Annotated in this window: 13 protein-coding genes; 4 read left to right on the top strand and 9 right to left on the bottom strand. The window is 64.0% G+C overall.

Going from position 1 to position 13,933, the window contains the following annotated elements; genetic code table 11:
* Window positions 1–3: 3 nt before the first annotated feature.
* Together WC326_04480 and WC326_04475 are read right to left on the bottom strand one after the other, a co-directional pair.
* Window positions 4–1,308, bottom strand: a complete 1,305-nt coding sequence (locus WC326_04480; GenBank protein MFA7330312.1) for a HipA domain-containing protein — start codon at window positions 1,306–1,308, stop codon at window positions 4–6.
* Entirely contained in the window at window positions 1,305–1,649 is a 345-nt protein-coding gene (locus WC326_04475; protein MFA7330311.1) for a helix-turn-helix transcriptional regulator, read from the bottom strand. Before WC326_04475 ends, WC326_04480 begins: the two co-directional genes overlap by 4 nt.
* Before the next feature lie 277 nt (window positions 1,650–1,926).
* On the opposite strand from WC326_04475, the gene WC326_04470 reads away from it, so the two are divergent.
* Window positions 1,927–2,544 (top strand): PAS domain-containing protein, encoded by a 618-nt coding sequence (locus WC326_04470; protein ID MFA7330310.1) that lies wholly within the window; start codon window positions 1,927–1,929, stop codon window positions 2,542–2,544.
* 47 nt (window positions 2,545–2,591) lie between these two features.
* Here WC326_04470 and WC326_04465 read toward each other — a convergent pair whose 3' ends face one another.
* The 6 genes from WC326_04465 to WC326_04440 form a co-directional block, all read right to left on the bottom strand.
* Window positions 2,592–3,476 (bottom strand): hypothetical protein, encoded by an 885-nt coding sequence (locus WC326_04465; protein MFA7330309.1) that lies wholly within the window; start codon window positions 3,474–3,476, stop codon window positions 2,592–2,594.
* Between the two features lie 66 nt (window positions 3,477–3,542).
* Complete coding sequence (locus WC326_04460) at window positions 3,543–4,583, bottom strand: AI-2E family transporter (GenBank protein MFA7330308.1); 1,041 nt, start codon at window positions 4,581–4,583, stop codon at window positions 3,543–3,545.
* Window positions 4,584–4,671: 88 nt separating this feature from the next.
* Complete coding sequence (locus WC326_04455; GenBank protein ID MFA7330307.1) at window positions 4,672–4,881, bottom strand: TOBE domain-containing protein; 210 nt, start codon at window positions 4,879–4,881, stop codon at window positions 4,672–4,674.
* Window positions 4,882–4,983: 102 nt separating this feature from the next.
* Window positions 4,984–5,514: a hypothetical protein gene (locus tag WC326_04450; protein MFA7330306.1), complete on the bottom strand. Its 531-nt coding sequence runs from the start codon at window positions 5,512–5,514 to the stop codon at window positions 4,984–4,986.
* 183 nt (window positions 5,515–5,697) lie between these two features.
* Complete coding sequence (locus tag WC326_04445) at window positions 5,698–7,803, bottom strand: T9SS type A sorting domain-containing protein (GenBank protein MFA7330305.1); 2,106 nt, start codon at window positions 7,801–7,803, stop codon at window positions 5,698–5,700.
* A 188-nt stretch (window positions 7,804–7,991) separates the two neighbouring features.
* Window positions 7,992–9,041, bottom strand: a complete 1,050-nt coding sequence (locus WC326_04440; GenBank protein MFA7330304.1) for a hypothetical protein — start codon at window positions 9,039–9,041, stop codon at window positions 7,992–7,994.
* Between the two features lie 288 nt (window positions 9,042–9,329).
* Between WC326_04440 and WC326_04435 the strand changes: the two genes are divergently transcribed.
* From WC326_04435 to WC326_04425, 3 genes are all read left to right on the top strand, one after another.
* Window positions 9,330–10,220: an SDR family NAD(P)-dependent oxidoreductase gene (locus tag WC326_04435; GenBank protein MFA7330303.1), complete on the top strand. Its 891-nt coding sequence runs from the start codon at window positions 9,330–9,332 to the stop codon at window positions 10,218–10,220.
* A gap of 304 nt (window positions 10,221–10,524) precedes the next feature.
* A complete protein-coding gene (locus tag WC326_04430; protein MFA7330302.1) occupies window positions 10,525–11,316 on the top strand; it encodes a tryptophan 2,3-dioxygenase family protein in 792 nt (263 codons plus the stop codon).
* A complete protein-coding gene (locus tag WC326_04425; protein MFA7330301.1) occupies window positions 11,313–12,509 on the top strand; it encodes an aminotransferase class V-fold PLP-dependent enzyme in 1,197 nt (398 codons plus the stop codon). The genes WC326_04430 and WC326_04425 overlap by 4 nt, the downstream gene beginning before the upstream one ends.
* Window positions 12,510–12,513: 4 nt before the next feature.
* On the opposite strand, the gene WC326_04420 is transcribed toward WC326_04425, so the two are convergent.
* Window positions 12,514–13,872 carry a hypothetical protein gene (locus WC326_04420; GenBank protein ID MFA7330300.1) on the bottom strand — a complete coding sequence of 453 codons (1,359 nt, stop codon included), beginning with the start codon at window positions 13,870–13,872 and terminating at the stop codon, window positions 12,514–12,516.
* Between the last annotated feature and the right edge of the window lie 61 nt (window positions 13,873–13,933).

The raw sequence follows: 13,933 nt of genomic DNA, 5'->3' as shown, positions 1-13,933 counted from the left end.
GGGTCAGCTGGCGGGACCGGCACGTTGGAAGGCCGGCGACATCCCTTCCACCTCCGTCTCGGGAAGATGCAGGGACCGGGCCACGCGCCTCCATTCGCAGACGGCGGACCGCACCTGCAGCATGATTTCCCGGGCCCGCGGCAACTCGATGCGGAACTCCTTTGCGCTGCCCATGGCCAAATCGAGATCCAGCCGATTGTCGACTTCGTTGATGTTCAGCTGCAGGCCATCCCCGTCGGGCTCCGGGTTGAGGTCGAAGGCCGGCGCCAGACGCCAGCCCTTCGCTTCCAGCAGAAAGCCGTGGTTGCGCAGGTGGTCGTCGACGTTGGAAACACAGATGGAGAAAACGATGCGCCGCCACAGCTCTTCCAAATCCGGTCGGGTGGCCGCCCCTTGGCGGATGAGCAGCTCGGCCAGCTCCAGGTAGGAAGCCCCTTGGGCGCCGGACTCGCCGTCGCGATGGTCCAGCAGGGTCATGGCCGATGCATAATGGAGCCGCTCTCCTGTGCCTGTTCGGTCGAAGCGCCGGGTCAGAAAGGTCCGACCCCGGTCGCCGAAGGGTTCCAGGCGGGCCGGTGAGATGTTCAACCCAGCCTGGCGGGCCAACTGATGCACGAGGAATTCCCAAGCGCCGTGCTCCCGGCGGTCCGAACGGGAAGGGAACTTGGCGATCCACAGAGCACCTTGTTCATCCACCACCCCGGCCTTGGGTCGCGCCCCGCCCAGCGAACTGCCGGGACCCAGCAGTTGAGCCAGCCAGGCCTCCGCGAAATCCCCTGTCGCGGCGTTGCCTGGGGCCTGCGCATCCTCGAAGCGGAGGCTGGCCTGTTCCAGCTCACGCAGGCGGGTCCAGGGCGGGGCCGCCATGCGCGGATCATCAGCCAGGAAGGCCTGCGACTCGGGCAGCTTGAAGCGCAGACCGCCCAGTCGCTGGGCATCATGGACACCCAACAGGTAGTCAATCTCCCGCAATGCCCGGACGGGCCGACCCTCGGAACATGCCCGCAGCGCTTCCCGACGGTCCATCAAGACGCGGCCCCAGCGATCGGGGGCGGAATCAAGCAAGGCGCCAAAGTTTCCGGTGTCCGCCGGCGGGAATTGTCGGCCAGCGAACTGCCCCAGCCGCGGATCCAGCACCAGGCCCGGATCGAAGGCCTGGGCTGTCCGGCCTGCCAACCAAGCGCTGTCGTATTCGAAGGAATGCAATTCACGGCCGCGAACCGGCTCCACATGCAGCACGCCCAGGCGACGGGCGCCACCCAAGTCCGCCCAGTCCGCCCAGACTTCCACGGTTCGCAGCGTGCTCATGGTCTATCCTCACCCGGGCGGACTCCGCCAGACGAGGAAACCTGCCGCGCCCGCTGACGCAGCTCCGCGTCCTGCAGGCGGCGTCCCAGTTCCTCGTCCAGGGCCACGCGGGCCAAATCGCCGTCCAGCCCCAACACGTGCAGGACGTTCAAGCACGCGCCCAGGCTGACGCTGGTTTCGCCCCGCTCCAGGGCCCGCAGGGTGGTGCGCGACATGCCGGCGCGCTCCGCCACCTGCTGGGCGGTGAGACGACGGCGCAGCCGGGCTTGGCGCAGGCGCCCGCCAAGGGCTTGAAGCGCACGGCGCTGGGCCGGCAGGGGAGTGGTGGATTTGGGTGCCATGGCCAATAGATTAACCATTATCACCGACAATGGCCAGCATATTGACCATTCATCCGCTCTTTCCTCGTCATCAACTTGGAGACTCGGTCTCCGCCAGACAGCCCGCTTCGCGAACCAGCTGAAGATCATTCCAGAATTCGGTTCAGTAATGGTCCCAGCCCTTCAGCCAGCGGGCTGGGCAGCCGATGATGGGAAATGGGCAGGTCAGGCAAGTAACTCCGTGCCTGATCTGCAGTTCAGAGCAAGCTGTCAGCGGCCAGGGGGCGGGGAGGACGCAATGATCAACTCAGTGGATGTGGGCAGCCTGCGCGCCGTGCTGGATGCCATGCCCGCCATGCTGATGGTGGTGGACGACGACGTGCGAATCCTGGACTGCAACCAGGCCGCGGCCGCCGTGCTGGACGGCGGACCCGAGACATTCCGCCTGAAGCGCAGCGGCGACGCCATGCACTGCCTGCACTCGCTGGAGACGCCCGCGGGCTGCGGTCACTCGGTCCACTGCCAGCGCTGCGTGGTGCGCACTTCGGTGCAGGAGGCCCGGCACGGCACCCACGTGGCCCGGCGCCGCGCCCGGATGGAGCTGAAGACGACGGATGGGATCCGCGAGATCTTCGCCCTGGTGACGGCCACGCCCATCACCTACGACGGCCAGCCCCGCGTGCTGCTGGTGATCGACAACATCAGCGACCTGACGGACATCCAGTCCTTCCTGCCCATTTGCAGCGTCTGCAAGAAAATCCGCCCCGAGAAGGACCGCTGGCTGCCGCTGGAGAGCTACTTCAAGAATTACTGGGACGTGGACTTCTCCCACAGCTACTGTCCCAGCTGCCAGACCGCCGAACAGGCCCGCCTGCTGCAGGAGTTCGCGGAGGTGGGTGGCGGATCAACCCAGTAGCTGGGCCTGGGCGGAAAGTTGTGGATTGTTCCGGGACAGCCGTTTTCCTAGAGGTTCTCCAATCCCGGCAGCCGAACGATGAAGGCCTCCGGATTCTCCAGCGAAGAGCCAATCCAGAGCAGCAACAGATCCCGCATCTCCGTGTAACCCGGCTCCCCATCCACTAGTAAAAGGCGCTCACCCCCGATGCACAGGATCACTGTTTCCGGAGTTGAGCTCCGTGGACTGATCCAGCTACGATTTGCGGCGCGCAGTTCCAGCCGTTCCAGCTGACCGACCTCGCGCACGACCTTCTTCCCGTTCCACTGCCATTCGATTTGGCTGCCATTGACTTGGAGATAAGCACCGGCGGATTCTCGTCTCCTCGACCAGACGGAGACAATGGATCCCAGAATCCCCGCCCCCAATCCAAGCAGGATATAAAGGCCGGAATTCTCCTGCGACCACAATCCAAGGGTGATCACAACCGTGCCGAGAACAGCCGTCAGGACCAAGCTGGGCCAGAGCTTTCGCAGGAACCAGGTCCAGGGATGCGCGCGGGAGACGCGCTCCTGCAGGTGACAGACCCGCGCCTGGGGAGCCGTCGCCTGGAGGATTGTCGGAGCTTCGTGAGACACGGATTCACGCGGTTTTCCTGGGTCCGCCTTGGCTGTTTGGGCAAATTGATCGGGTGTGACAGATGTGGTTTGGTGCTTCAACACCAGCTCGCGCAATTCCCACCCCACCGAGGACGAGGAAAGCTCGGAGCTTGGCTTGCGGCTGAAACTCGACGTGAAAGCTCCCGTCCGGTCTTCCACCAAGCCAAGCTGGATCAGCCGCGCGCTCGCTTCATGCAACAGGGCCTGCAGGGCTTCCGGGTAGGCCTTCCCATTCACATGACGCAGGGAATCAATCAAGTCTTCCAGCGTGTACTTCGAGTAGTCAGGGGTCATGTACTCAGCACTCCTGCCTGTCTGTGGCGGACTCGTGGATGGTCGCTGGGCCGGCTGATCGCTGTCTCACACCGCCTGCTGATCCGTCCACTGGCGCAGCAGGGCCAGGCCCACCGCCAGGATGGGCGGACCGATGAAGATGCCGATGAAGCCGAAGGCCGCGATCCCGCCCACCACGCCCAGCACGATCATCAGGATGGAGAGGCGGCTGCCGCGGCTGATCAGGTAGGGCCGCACCAGGTTGTCGATGCTGCTGATCACCAGCAGGCCCCAGAGGATCAGGAAGATGGCCCGGCCGTAGGCGCCCTGGGAGAGCAGCCAGAAACTGGCGCCGCCCCAGAGCAGCGGCGGCCCGACGGGAATCAGCGAGAGGAAGAAGGTGGCGGAGGCCAGCAGCGGCGCGCCGGGCACGCCGGCGATCAGGAAACCCACGAAGGCCACGAAGGCCTGGGCCAGCGCGGCGCCGAACAGTCCGTGCACCACGCTGGAGACGGTGCCGTGGACGGTGTCCAGCAGTTCGTCGCCCAGCCCGCCGGCCAGCCGGGTCGCCAGACTGCGCAGATGCTGGTGGAGCTGTTCGCCGTCGCGGTAGAGGAAGAAGCCGATGAAGGCGGCGAAGATCATCTGCAGCAGGCTGCGCCCCAACGCCGCGGCCGTGCCCAGCAGCAGCGCGCGGGCGGGCTCCAGCAGACTCTTGAGCAGCGCCACGGCCTCGTCGCCGCCGCTGGCCAGCGCCTGCCAGTAGGCCACCAGCTGCCCGCCCACCACGGGCAGACGGCCCAGCCAGGCGGGCGGTGTCAGCGGCCCCTGGCCCAGCAGCGTGCGGACGGTATCCACCCCGGCGCTTACCTTGCCCGCCAGATTGACGGCCAGCAGCGCTGTGGGGCCCACCACCAGCGCGATCATCCCCAGGACCATGATCAGCGCGGCCAGGCTGACCCGTCCGCCCAGCAGGCGCCGCAGCCGCAGAAACAGCGGCCAGGTGGCCAGGCAGACCACCCCGGCCAACAGGATGGCGGGCAGGAAGATCCGCAGCACGGCCAGCGCGCCCAGCACCAGCAGCGCGATGCCGGCCAGGCGGACATATCCGGTGATGCGTTGGTCCATCTTAGGCGGGCCTCCCGGCGGAATTTGTCAGTCAGTGGATACGGCAACGGCCGCGATCCGGGAGGAAGTTCGCAAGCGCGGGCGACAACTATTCCTTGACGGGCAGCACGTGAATGGCCTTGACCACCAGGCTGACAGGATCACCGACCTTCAGGTCCAGCTCGTCGACGGACTCCGTGGTCAGCACGGAGGCCATTCCCGCCGGGACCTGGATCTCGAACTTGACCAGCGACATGACGTCGCCCTTGGTCACCGAGGTCACGGTGGCCTTCAGGTTGTTGCGGGCACCGAATTTCATGGGATCTCCTGTGGGTGGGTTTTCGGGCTTTCGATGGCGACCGCCCGGGCTGGTTCGACGGCGATGGGCCTTCCCGCGGCGGAAAGCAGCGTGACCCGTTATCTAATCAGCCGCACGCTTCTTGCCTACAAAAAGCACAAGTCGCGCTCCGCACAAAATTTGCTCGCTATTGAAATTCCCAACCATGTCAATTCCAACCGCGGAATTGATCAGCCACTGCAGATTCACAGCCAAACCCGGGGCAAAAAAGAGCGGTTCTGAATAATAGTCAACAGCCCCGCGTTTTCCCCAAACATAGGCTGGCCCGACAAAGAAGATCGACTTGCCAAACCAATCACCTTCCATTCCAACGCCAAGGTGGATCGTGTTCGTGATTATGGATTCGTTGAAGAAGGCAACATTCTCGTTTTTATTGTACGCAAGCTGAGCTGCATACTTTTGCTTCGTTTTCATATTAACGCTAAAACCAACAGATGTCCCACCCAACGGAATGAAACTCATTCCGCCCGCGGCCGCCACCCAGATGAAGGTCACTTTAGGTTGCTCTTGTGCTTTACCTTCTAAGACTATCAAAATGCAGCATATCAGTAGTTTGCATAATATTTGGCAATACTCATTGTTCTTGAGTTTCAAACTCGCTACTCCTTAACAACTCGCATAACGTCGGCTTCAGCCATGGCGCGCCTGGCGCGGCGCTTGCCTTTCTCCTACCGACGTTTCTTATCCCTTCCGATTGCAAGCGCCGTGACAGGCGCAAAGTCGGCTGCTAGCAATGTTAACCATCTATAATTCGACACTTATCGAGACTCTTCAGCATCATTTAAGTAGAAGCATTTTGTTTACAATACTGTTTTGATCTGTTGTCAAGTGTGCTATGTAGATGCCGCTCGCCGATGAACTACCATCGAAAACAATGTGATGCTCACCTGCTGCAAGCGATTTGTTAACAAGCGTTTGCACCAGCTCACCGGCCAAATTGAAAATCTCAATTGTGACATGCCCAGTTGTTGGCACCCTATAACTAATCCTTGTCGCTGGATTGAAAGGATTGGGAAAATTCGTCATCAGCGCAGTCGAGATGGGAATGGAAGGATTACCGGGATATAAATCTGCATCAGGATCGAATTCAATAGCAACCACTCCCCCAGAGTGCGTAGCCACATATGCAACCCTGTCGACGACCTGCACATCGGTGGCATTTCCTGGAGTCTCGAAGAATCCTACTTCATTAACATTCAGTGGGTCGCTGATATCCAATACCCGCAGGCCATTACTGTTTGCTGCAACAAAGGCTAAATCGCCTTGAATGGCGACCGCTTCGTTGTAAGGATTTGCTGTGTAAATATATTGTTCGTGAGGGTGGGCCGGATCCGCGATATCAATGAAATGTAGACCGTTTTGGTCGGCGGCAACCAAAGCACGTCCTCCGTCAACAGCCACGGATTTGGCCTGCCCCGGCAGATCAAGACGGCCGACCGCAATGGGGTGCGCTGGATCGCTGACATTGATGGTGATCAGAGCAGAATCGCTTTCGGCTAGATATGCCCAGTTCCCATCCACTGCGATGTCACGAACTTGAGCCGCACTTTCTACACGACCCAGCAACTGTGGCAGGACGGGATTGCTGATATCGTAAATCTCGATTCCTGGAGGATAGGTGGAAGTGTAAGCGAGATTACCGGCGGTTGTCACTGCCAGAAAGTTTCCCTCTGTTTCGATGAATCCTACCTCCTGAAGTTGCTCCGGATCGTGGATGTCCACGACCCATAGACCTTCATTTAGCACAGGAAGATAAGCATAACTGTCTTGAACTGCAATACCTATCGGGAGTCCTGTTGTTCGTAAGTAATCCAGCTTTTCGTAACAGCCGTTTACAGTTGTATTATAGACATCTATTCCTGTTACTCCGGCAACACAGGCAATCCCATCGCTAGGGATGGATGCATAGGCGAGTCCATCGATTTCATAGGTGCCCCAAACTACAGGGTTGGTCGGATCATCGATTTCAGCGGCAATCAATCCTTCACGATAATCTGCAATGCAAATCCTCTGATTCAGGGCGCAGAATCCCCAAGCGGAGGACGGGCATTGAATCTGTCCTGCCAATATCGGTTGTATTGGATTGGATACGTCAAATACATGAAGAGCGTTGAAATCACCCCACAACAATTTTCCACTATAATACTTAAAATTCAACACACTGCCGCTCAATTGATATGATCCAACTTCCTCAATTTGATCTGCAATACTTATGTCATAAACGTGGATTCCATTAATCGGATCGGCCGAATAGAGTAAGCTGTCATGCAGAGCTATTCGTGGGGTATATGACAATCCAACATAACTACCGAGAACCAGAGGCTCTTCTGGATTACTTACATCTAACAGCGTAAACTCATTAGAATGATTTATTGCCACTAGATCATCTTGAACATCAAAGTACCATATGCTGTCTTGTGGATCAAATTCCCCCACCACTTGGAGATTTTCATGATCATCACAGTCAAGGATTTTAAAGCTAAGCCCGTCTGACAGATATACCAAACTTCCGATTGCATTTAATTCATGTATATATCCTGGCGTATACCATTGTCCAATTTGTCGCGGATGAACCACATCATGAATATCTACCAAGCAAATGAAATGTGTAGCAGCTACATATGCAATGTCGCCCTGAATGGCGATGTCAGTTACCTCATCAGGCATAGGACATGCACTCAGTTTTATCGCCGGCCCAGGGTCATGAATATCCAGTGTGATCACTGTCGCACCGGACCCCAAGAACACGAGATTACCCAGCTGAGCGACGGCCCGACAAGCACCTTCCGTGGCACCCAGCATTGTGCAATTCAGTGCATCCTGGGAATGTGCGATGCCAATAGTCGCGGCGAGAATGAAGGCGTGTAAAAACAAACGAAACATGATTATCTCCTGAGTTGAGAAATGCACAGAGGTACTTTCTAAGTACACCCGCTGCGACTTCTCCATGTATGGCTAAAATCCAATTCGACCAACGCTTACCCCACGGGACCCCAGCTTTCGCTGGGGTGACAGTCTACCGGGGCTGCCCAGTGAGGCACGGCGCGATGCAATCCATGGTGCCCGGCGCCCTACCTCCAATCGAACCAGGTCAGGTAGAGAATTGCCGGGTAATCAAAGCCGGTCAGGCTTAGGCGGACGCGCTGGGGGCCGGCGGGGTTGGGCGTGCCCACCGTGGTGTGGGCGCGCTCCAGTTGCAGGCTCAGTTGCAGCCAGTCGGAATTGTTCAGCTGGGTGATGGCGGCATCCTGCGTGGGGGCGGCGGGGTCCAGCGGCAGCGTGTAGCGGCGGTAGTTGTCCGCCGTGTCCAGCACGCCGTCGCCGTCCAGGTCCTCGCTGTCCGGCTGGTCGTAGTCGGCGTCCTGGCCGTTGCCTTCCGTGCCACAGGGGTTGGCGCTCAACGGGTCGGCCTCGTCGGCGGCGGACCAGTCGTCCCAGGACCAGGCTTCGCTGGCGTCCCGCAGGTTGTTGCCGTCCGCGTCGTTCCAGTCGTGGACCATCCCGAACTGCGCCAGCTGCTCGGTGGGCGTGCCCGTCCAGCCCATCAAGTCCACGGGCAGGGGCCACGGCACATCCGGGCCGCTCCGGCCATCCAGGCCCAGGTCTTCTTCGGCGGCTTGCAGGACGTCGTCGCCGTTGGCGTCCTCGCTGTCCAGCACGCCGTTGCCGTTCACATCCTCGCTGAACTCGCCGATGTCGATCACCAGCACGCCGGCGTCGGGCAGCGACGCGAAGAGCAGCTTCCACTCCAGCACCGTCGCGAGGGTGTCCAGGGTCACCCGGCTGCTCAGGCTGGTCCAGCTGTCGGGTACGTAGTGCGTCGTGCTGCCCGCCAGAAAGGCGAAGGGCTGGTGCACGAGCTCCAGCAGCGTGACCTCGTCGTTGTGCGGCCAGCCGGGGTGGATCTGCTGCTGGGTCAGCGTGGTCGTGCGCGGGAACCAGTTCAGCCGCCCGCGGGGCTGGTCGTTCAGGCCGGGATCGGCGCCGGGGGCCCAGTCGGTTTGGCTCACCAGGGGCGCCGCGGGCCCGGGATCACCACCCTCATCGCTGTCGTCGGTGCAGCCAAATACAAGCAGCAGGCCCAGCAGGGCCAGCGTGCCGGTGCGCAAAGCGGACTTCATGAGGCCTCCAGGCAGGGTGTCGCGCGGGCCAGCCCGGCGCGGGGCGGCGGTCGTCGGGGGGAGGCGCCGTCGTCACATGCAGATTCGTCTACAAGATCATCTTCCGGATGGCGTTGGGCAAGCCGAAACGCTGCGCTTGGGAAAACCCGCGGCCGGAAGCCCGGCGCGGATCCTCCGGCCGCCGGGCGGAGTTGGCGGGACTTCGTGCGGCGGCGGAGTGCTGGTGTCTTCGCGCCGCGATCCGCATGTTGGAACGGGTCCCCGCCCACGCGCAGCAGAGGAGTCCACGTGACACAAGCACAGCCCCGCATCCTGGTCACCGGCGCCAATTCCGGCATCGGCCGGGAGATTGTCCGGCAACTGGCGGCCCAGGGCGCCCAGCTGATCTTGGCCTGCCGCGACGCCGAGGCCGGCGCGCGCACCATCGACGAACTGCGCGAAGAATTGCCGGACGCGCAGCTGGAGGTGCGGCAGGTGGACGTCTCCAGCCCGCCCAGCATCCGCGCCTTCGCCCATCGGCTGACCCGGGACGGACGAAAACTTGACGTGCTGGTGAACAACGCCGGCGTGCATTTGCCCGCGCGGCGGCCCAGTCCGGAGGGCCTGGAGCTGACCTTCGCCACCAACGTGCTGGGCACATTTTTGACCGCGCTGGAGCTGCTGCCGCTGCTGGAGGCGGGCGCGGCGGAGCGGGGCGGACGGGCAGGCCGCATCGTCAACGTGGCCTCCACCTTTGCTGCGGCGCCCGAGCTGGACGACCCGCAGTTCCTGCGCCGGCCCTACAACGGCCAGCGGGCCTATCAGGAGAGCAAGGCCGGCGACCGCATGTTGACCCGGGCGCTGGCCCGGCGGCTGGCGGCGCGCGGCGTGACGGTGAATTCCATGGCCCCCGGGCTGGTGCAGACCCGGCTGTTCCGTGATACAAATCCGCTCACACGGCTGATGATCGGCGTCGCGGGCCTGCTGCGCGGCAAGAGCGTGGAGCAGGGCGCGGACACGGCCGTCTGGCTGGCGGCGGATCCGGCAGTTGAGGGCCGCAGCGGCGGCTTCCACAGCCAGCGCCAGGAGCGGCCCTGCGAGTTCGCCGACCCCGCAGCCGAGGAGCGGCTCTGGCGGCTCTGCGAGGAATTGACGCAGCGCGAGCATTGGCCCTGTCCGCCGGTTGGCGCGCAGGTTTAGACGGACGAATCGCGGCACATCGGTGACAGACAGCAGCACGCAATCTCCGTTGAGTGTGCGCTGATTGCCAATGGAATCTCTAGGTCGCCGTCGGCTTTTGCGCCTCATGATGCAAGTGGGGTTGGGGTACGCCCCCATCCCGTCCTTCCCCCGCTGGGCGGGGGAAGGTGTCTGACGCAACCCCTCCCAATGCGCCGTGCTGGCCGTGTTGGGGCCGATCGAAGGTCAGGTGACAGAATGGAGGACTGGGTTGGGAAACTACCGCGACCTGGAGGCGGGCATCGCCACGGACTTCCGCGAGCGCATGAGCTACGGCGGCTACCTGCAGCTGGATACGCTGCTGGCGGCGCAGCAGCCGCTCTCCGGCCAGCATGACGAGCTGCTGTTCATCGTGCAGCACCAGGTCAGCGAGCTGTGGCTAAAACTGCTGATCCACGAACTGCGCGCAGCCCTGGCGAACGTGCGGCGCGACGAGCTGGAGCCCTGCTTCAAGATCCTGGCCCGCGTGAAACTGATCCAGCAGCAACTCTTCAACATGTGGGCCGTGCTGGAGACCCTGACCCCCAGCGAGTACGCGCAGTTCCGGCCGGCGCTGGGGCAGTCGTCGGGCTTCCAGTCCTTCCAATACCGCACGCTGGAATTCCTGCTGGGCAACAAGCACGCCGGGCAGGCGGAGATCTTCCGCCACGACCCGGAGCAACACCGGCAGATCCTGGCGGACCTGGCGGCCCCCAGCCTGTGGGACGAGTTCCAGCGGCACCTGGCCCGGCGCGGGTTCGCCATCCCGGCCGAGCATCTGGAGCGCGACCTGCGACAGCCTTACGTGGCCCATTCCGCCGTGCTGGAGGCGCTGCGCCTGATCTACCGGGAGCCCACCGAGCACTGGGACGCCTACGAAATGGCCGAGAAGTTGCTGGACGTGGAGGAGGCCTTCCAACTCTGGCGCTTCCGCCACATGAAGACCGTGGAGCGTGTGATCGGCCACCGGCCGGGCACGGGGGGATCCAGCGGCGTGGGCTTCCTGAAGAAGGCGCTGGAGCTCTGTTTCTTCCCGGAGCTGATCGAGGTGCGCACACGGATGGAGGACGCATCATGACTTGCCTATCGGACCTGGGGGCCGCGCTGGGCGACGGTCCGCTCACGGCCGCGGGGATCGCAACCCACGTCCGGCCGTTGTTTTCCCGCATTCTGGCGCGGAACTCGCGCGAGATCTACCTGGCCAACCACTCGCTGGGCCGCCCGCTGGACCAGACGGCGCAGGACCTGGCCGAGGGCCTCAGCTTGTGGTACGACGAGCTGGACGAGGCCTGGGGCCCGTGGTGGATGGAAATGCAATCCTTCCGTGCCGCTACGGCCGCGCTGGCCGGCGCCCCGCGCGTGGACTGCATCGTGCCCAAGGCCAGCGCGGGCCAGGGTCTGCGCGCCGTGCTGAACTCCCTGCCGGGCGTGCCGCGCGTGCTGGCCAGCCGCGCGGAATTCGACAGCCTGGACAGCATCCTCAAGCAGTACGAGGCCCTGGGACGCGCCGAGCTGCACTGGGTGGACGCGCGGCCGGACGGCTTCCTCCACGTGGAGGACCTGATCCCCGTGCTCTGCGAGGTGGACCTGGTGGTGATCTCCCAGGTCTTCTTCGCCAACGGCCACGTGCTGGCGGACCTGCCCGAGCTGGTGGCCGCCGCCCACGCCACGGGCGCGCGCATCCTGCTGGACGTGTATCACGGCTACGGCATCCTGCCGCTGGACCTGGCCGCCCTGGACGTGGACTACGCCGTGGCCGGCAGCTACAAGTACCTGCGCGGCGGGCCCGGCTCCTGCTGGCTCTACGTCTCGCCCCAGGCCCTGCGCAGCGGCGCGGGCACGCTGGACACGGGCTGGTTCGCCCGCCGGGATCCCTTCGCCTTCACGCGCGGCGACAAACTGGTGCTAGCGGAGAACGGCGACGGTTGGCTGGAGTCCACCTTCCCGCCGCTGGTCTTCCACCAGTCCCGGGCGGGCCTGGCCTTCACGGCCGCCGTGGGCGTGGAGCGCTTGCGCGCCTGGAACCTGCGGCAGAAGGCCCTGCTCTCCGACCTGCTGGCGGCCCGGGACATCCCCCACCTGGGGCGAGGGCCGGAGTTCGGCGCCTTCCTCACTCTGCCCTGTCCCGATCCGCAAGAACTGGTGGGGCGGCTCAAGCGCGCCGGGGTGAACACGGACGCGCGCTCCGCCGGCGTGCGGTTCTGCCCGGACCTGTTGACCACGGATGAGGAGTTGGAACAGGCCGTGGAGCTGTTGGCCGCCTGCCGCTGAGGGCTCAGCGCAGCACGCTGAGCCGGACGGCGGCGCCGCGGTCGGGGTCCCCGAGCAGCAGCGGACCGTTGGCCGCGGGCGGCAGCACGAGCTCCCAGGGGCCGGGACCCGGACCGGGAGGCGTCCAGAGCGCCAGGCGCTGGCCCAACAGGTTGCGGATCTCCAGCGGGTGCGAGGCGCCGGCGAACTGCACCTGGCGCCGGAAACCGCCCGGGTTGGGCCAGACGCGCAGCGGCGCGGCGGCGGCCGTCCACTCCAGCCAGCCCAGTCCGGCCCGCGGCGGGGTGCCCGCGTTCACCAGCAGCAACCAGTCCCGATTGGACACGGCCATCCGTGCGGAATCCGCCCAGGCGACGGGCTGTTCCGCACGTTCCGCCAAGTGATACAAACCCTGGCCGGCGGCCCGCAGACCGCCCGCGTCGCTTAGCGCCAGGGCCTCCCAGGCGAGTCCCTCCAATTCCTGCGCCTCCGCCGGAATTCCGCCCGCGTGGGTCAGGCCGGGAAAGGTGGCGCGCAGGGGCGCCGGCTGGCCGGCCAACTCGGGCACGCGCCAGTCGCGGTCGGTATCCCCCGCGCGTAGCAGTTCCGTGAGACAGGCCGCCAGTTCATTCGCCGGCGGGGCCTGCAGGCTGTCCAGCAGCCGCGGCCAGCAATCGCCCGTCAGCGCCCCGTACTCCAGGGCCGCGCGGCAGGGCGACCAATCCGCTTCAGCCGCCAGCAGGAACTTCAGCACGGCGCCGGCGCCGTACTCGCGCAGCCCGCCCGTGAAGGTGAGCGGTCGCCGCAGGTCGGTGAGCAGCGCCGGCAGGTAGCGCACCGCCCAGTCGTCGTGGTCGGGGAAGACCTGGTCCTCGGCCCAGACCGCGCTGGACTCGTAGAAGGCCAGGTTGCGCAGGTCCGCGCCCCGGGCGAACTGCAGGGCGTGGAAGAACTCGTGGGCGCAGGTCACGTCCAGCAACTCGCCGGGGTCGCCGCCCCAGCGCTCCGGCTGGTGGTCGAGCTGGATCCAGCTCAGGCCGCCAGTGCCGTCCTCCTCGAAGGGCAGCGTGGTGGCGCCGGGCATGTCCTGCCGCACCACCAGCACGGGGTAGCGCTCGCGCAGGCCCAGCGGGGCGTCCCAGGCGCCGGGCAGCGAGAGATAGTGGGCGCGCGCCGCCTGCAGCGCGGCCAGGATCCGCGGCACGTGCTCGGCGGCCAGGGCCGAGTCGCCGCTGGAGTTCCAGTGCAGCTCGAAGTAGCCGTCGGAGCCGGGCGTGACGTGCTGGAAGGCCTCGTCGATGCGCGCGCCCTTGTCGGGCGGCGTGGAGAGCAGGCAGGCGGCATTGGCGGAGGCGGCCAGCAGGACCGGCAGGATGGGCAACACGCGCCGCACCCACCCAACGGGAGGCCACCCACGCAGCGGGCGACAAGCAGGGAGTTCGGGC

This window comes from Candidatus Delongbacteria bacterium (assembly GCA_041675285.1).
In the GTDB taxonomy this organism is placed as follows: Bacteria; CAIWAD01; CAIWAD01; order CAIWAD01; family CAIWAD01; genus CAIWAD01.
The sequence above is the reverse complement of the archived record's forward strand: the minus strand, read 5'-3'. Positions and strand labels throughout refer to the sequence as shown.

What these genes read in the sequence shown, in the direction of transcription:
- WC326_04455 (MFA7330307.1), bottom strand. Translation starts at nt 4,881, where the DNA reads ATGAAATTCGGTGCCCGCAACAACCTGAAGGCCACCGTGACCTCGGTG.
- WC326_04470 (MFA7330310.1), top strand. Translation starts at nt 1,927, where the DNA reads ATGATCAACTCAGTGGATGTGGGCAGCCTGCGCGCCGTGCTGGATGCC.
- WC326_04475 (MFA7330311.1), bottom strand. Translation starts at nt 1,649, where the DNA reads ATGGCACCCAAATCCACCACTCCCCTGCCGGCCCAGCGCCGTGCGCTT.
- WC326_04425 (MFA7330301.1), top strand. Translation starts at nt 11,313, where the DNA reads ATGACTTGCCTATCGGACCTGGGGGCCGCGCTGGGCGACGGTCCGCTC.
- WC326_04445 (MFA7330305.1), bottom strand. Translation starts at nt 7,803, where the DNA reads ATGTTTCGTTTGTTTTTACACGCCTTCATTCTCGCCGCGACTATTGGC.
- WC326_04430 (MFA7330302.1), top strand. Translation starts at nt 10,525, where the DNA reads ATGAGCTACGGCGGCTACCTGCAGCTGGATACGCTGCTGGCGGCGCAG.
- WC326_04465 (MFA7330309.1), bottom strand. Translation starts at nt 3,476, where the DNA reads ATGACCCCTGACTACTCGAAGTACACGCTGGAAGACTTGATTGATTCC.
- WC326_04440 (MFA7330304.1), bottom strand. Translation starts at nt 9,041, where the DNA reads ATGAAGTCCGCTTTGCGCACCGGCACGCTGGCCCTGCTGGGCCTGCTG.
- WC326_04480 (MFA7330312.1), bottom strand. Translation starts at nt 1,308, where the DNA reads ATGAGCACGCTGCGAACCGTGGAAGTCTGGGCGGACTGGGCGGACTTG.
- WC326_04460 (MFA7330308.1), bottom strand. Translation starts at nt 4,583, where the DNA reads ATGGACCAACGCATCACCGGATATGTCCGCCTGGCCGGCATCGCGCTG.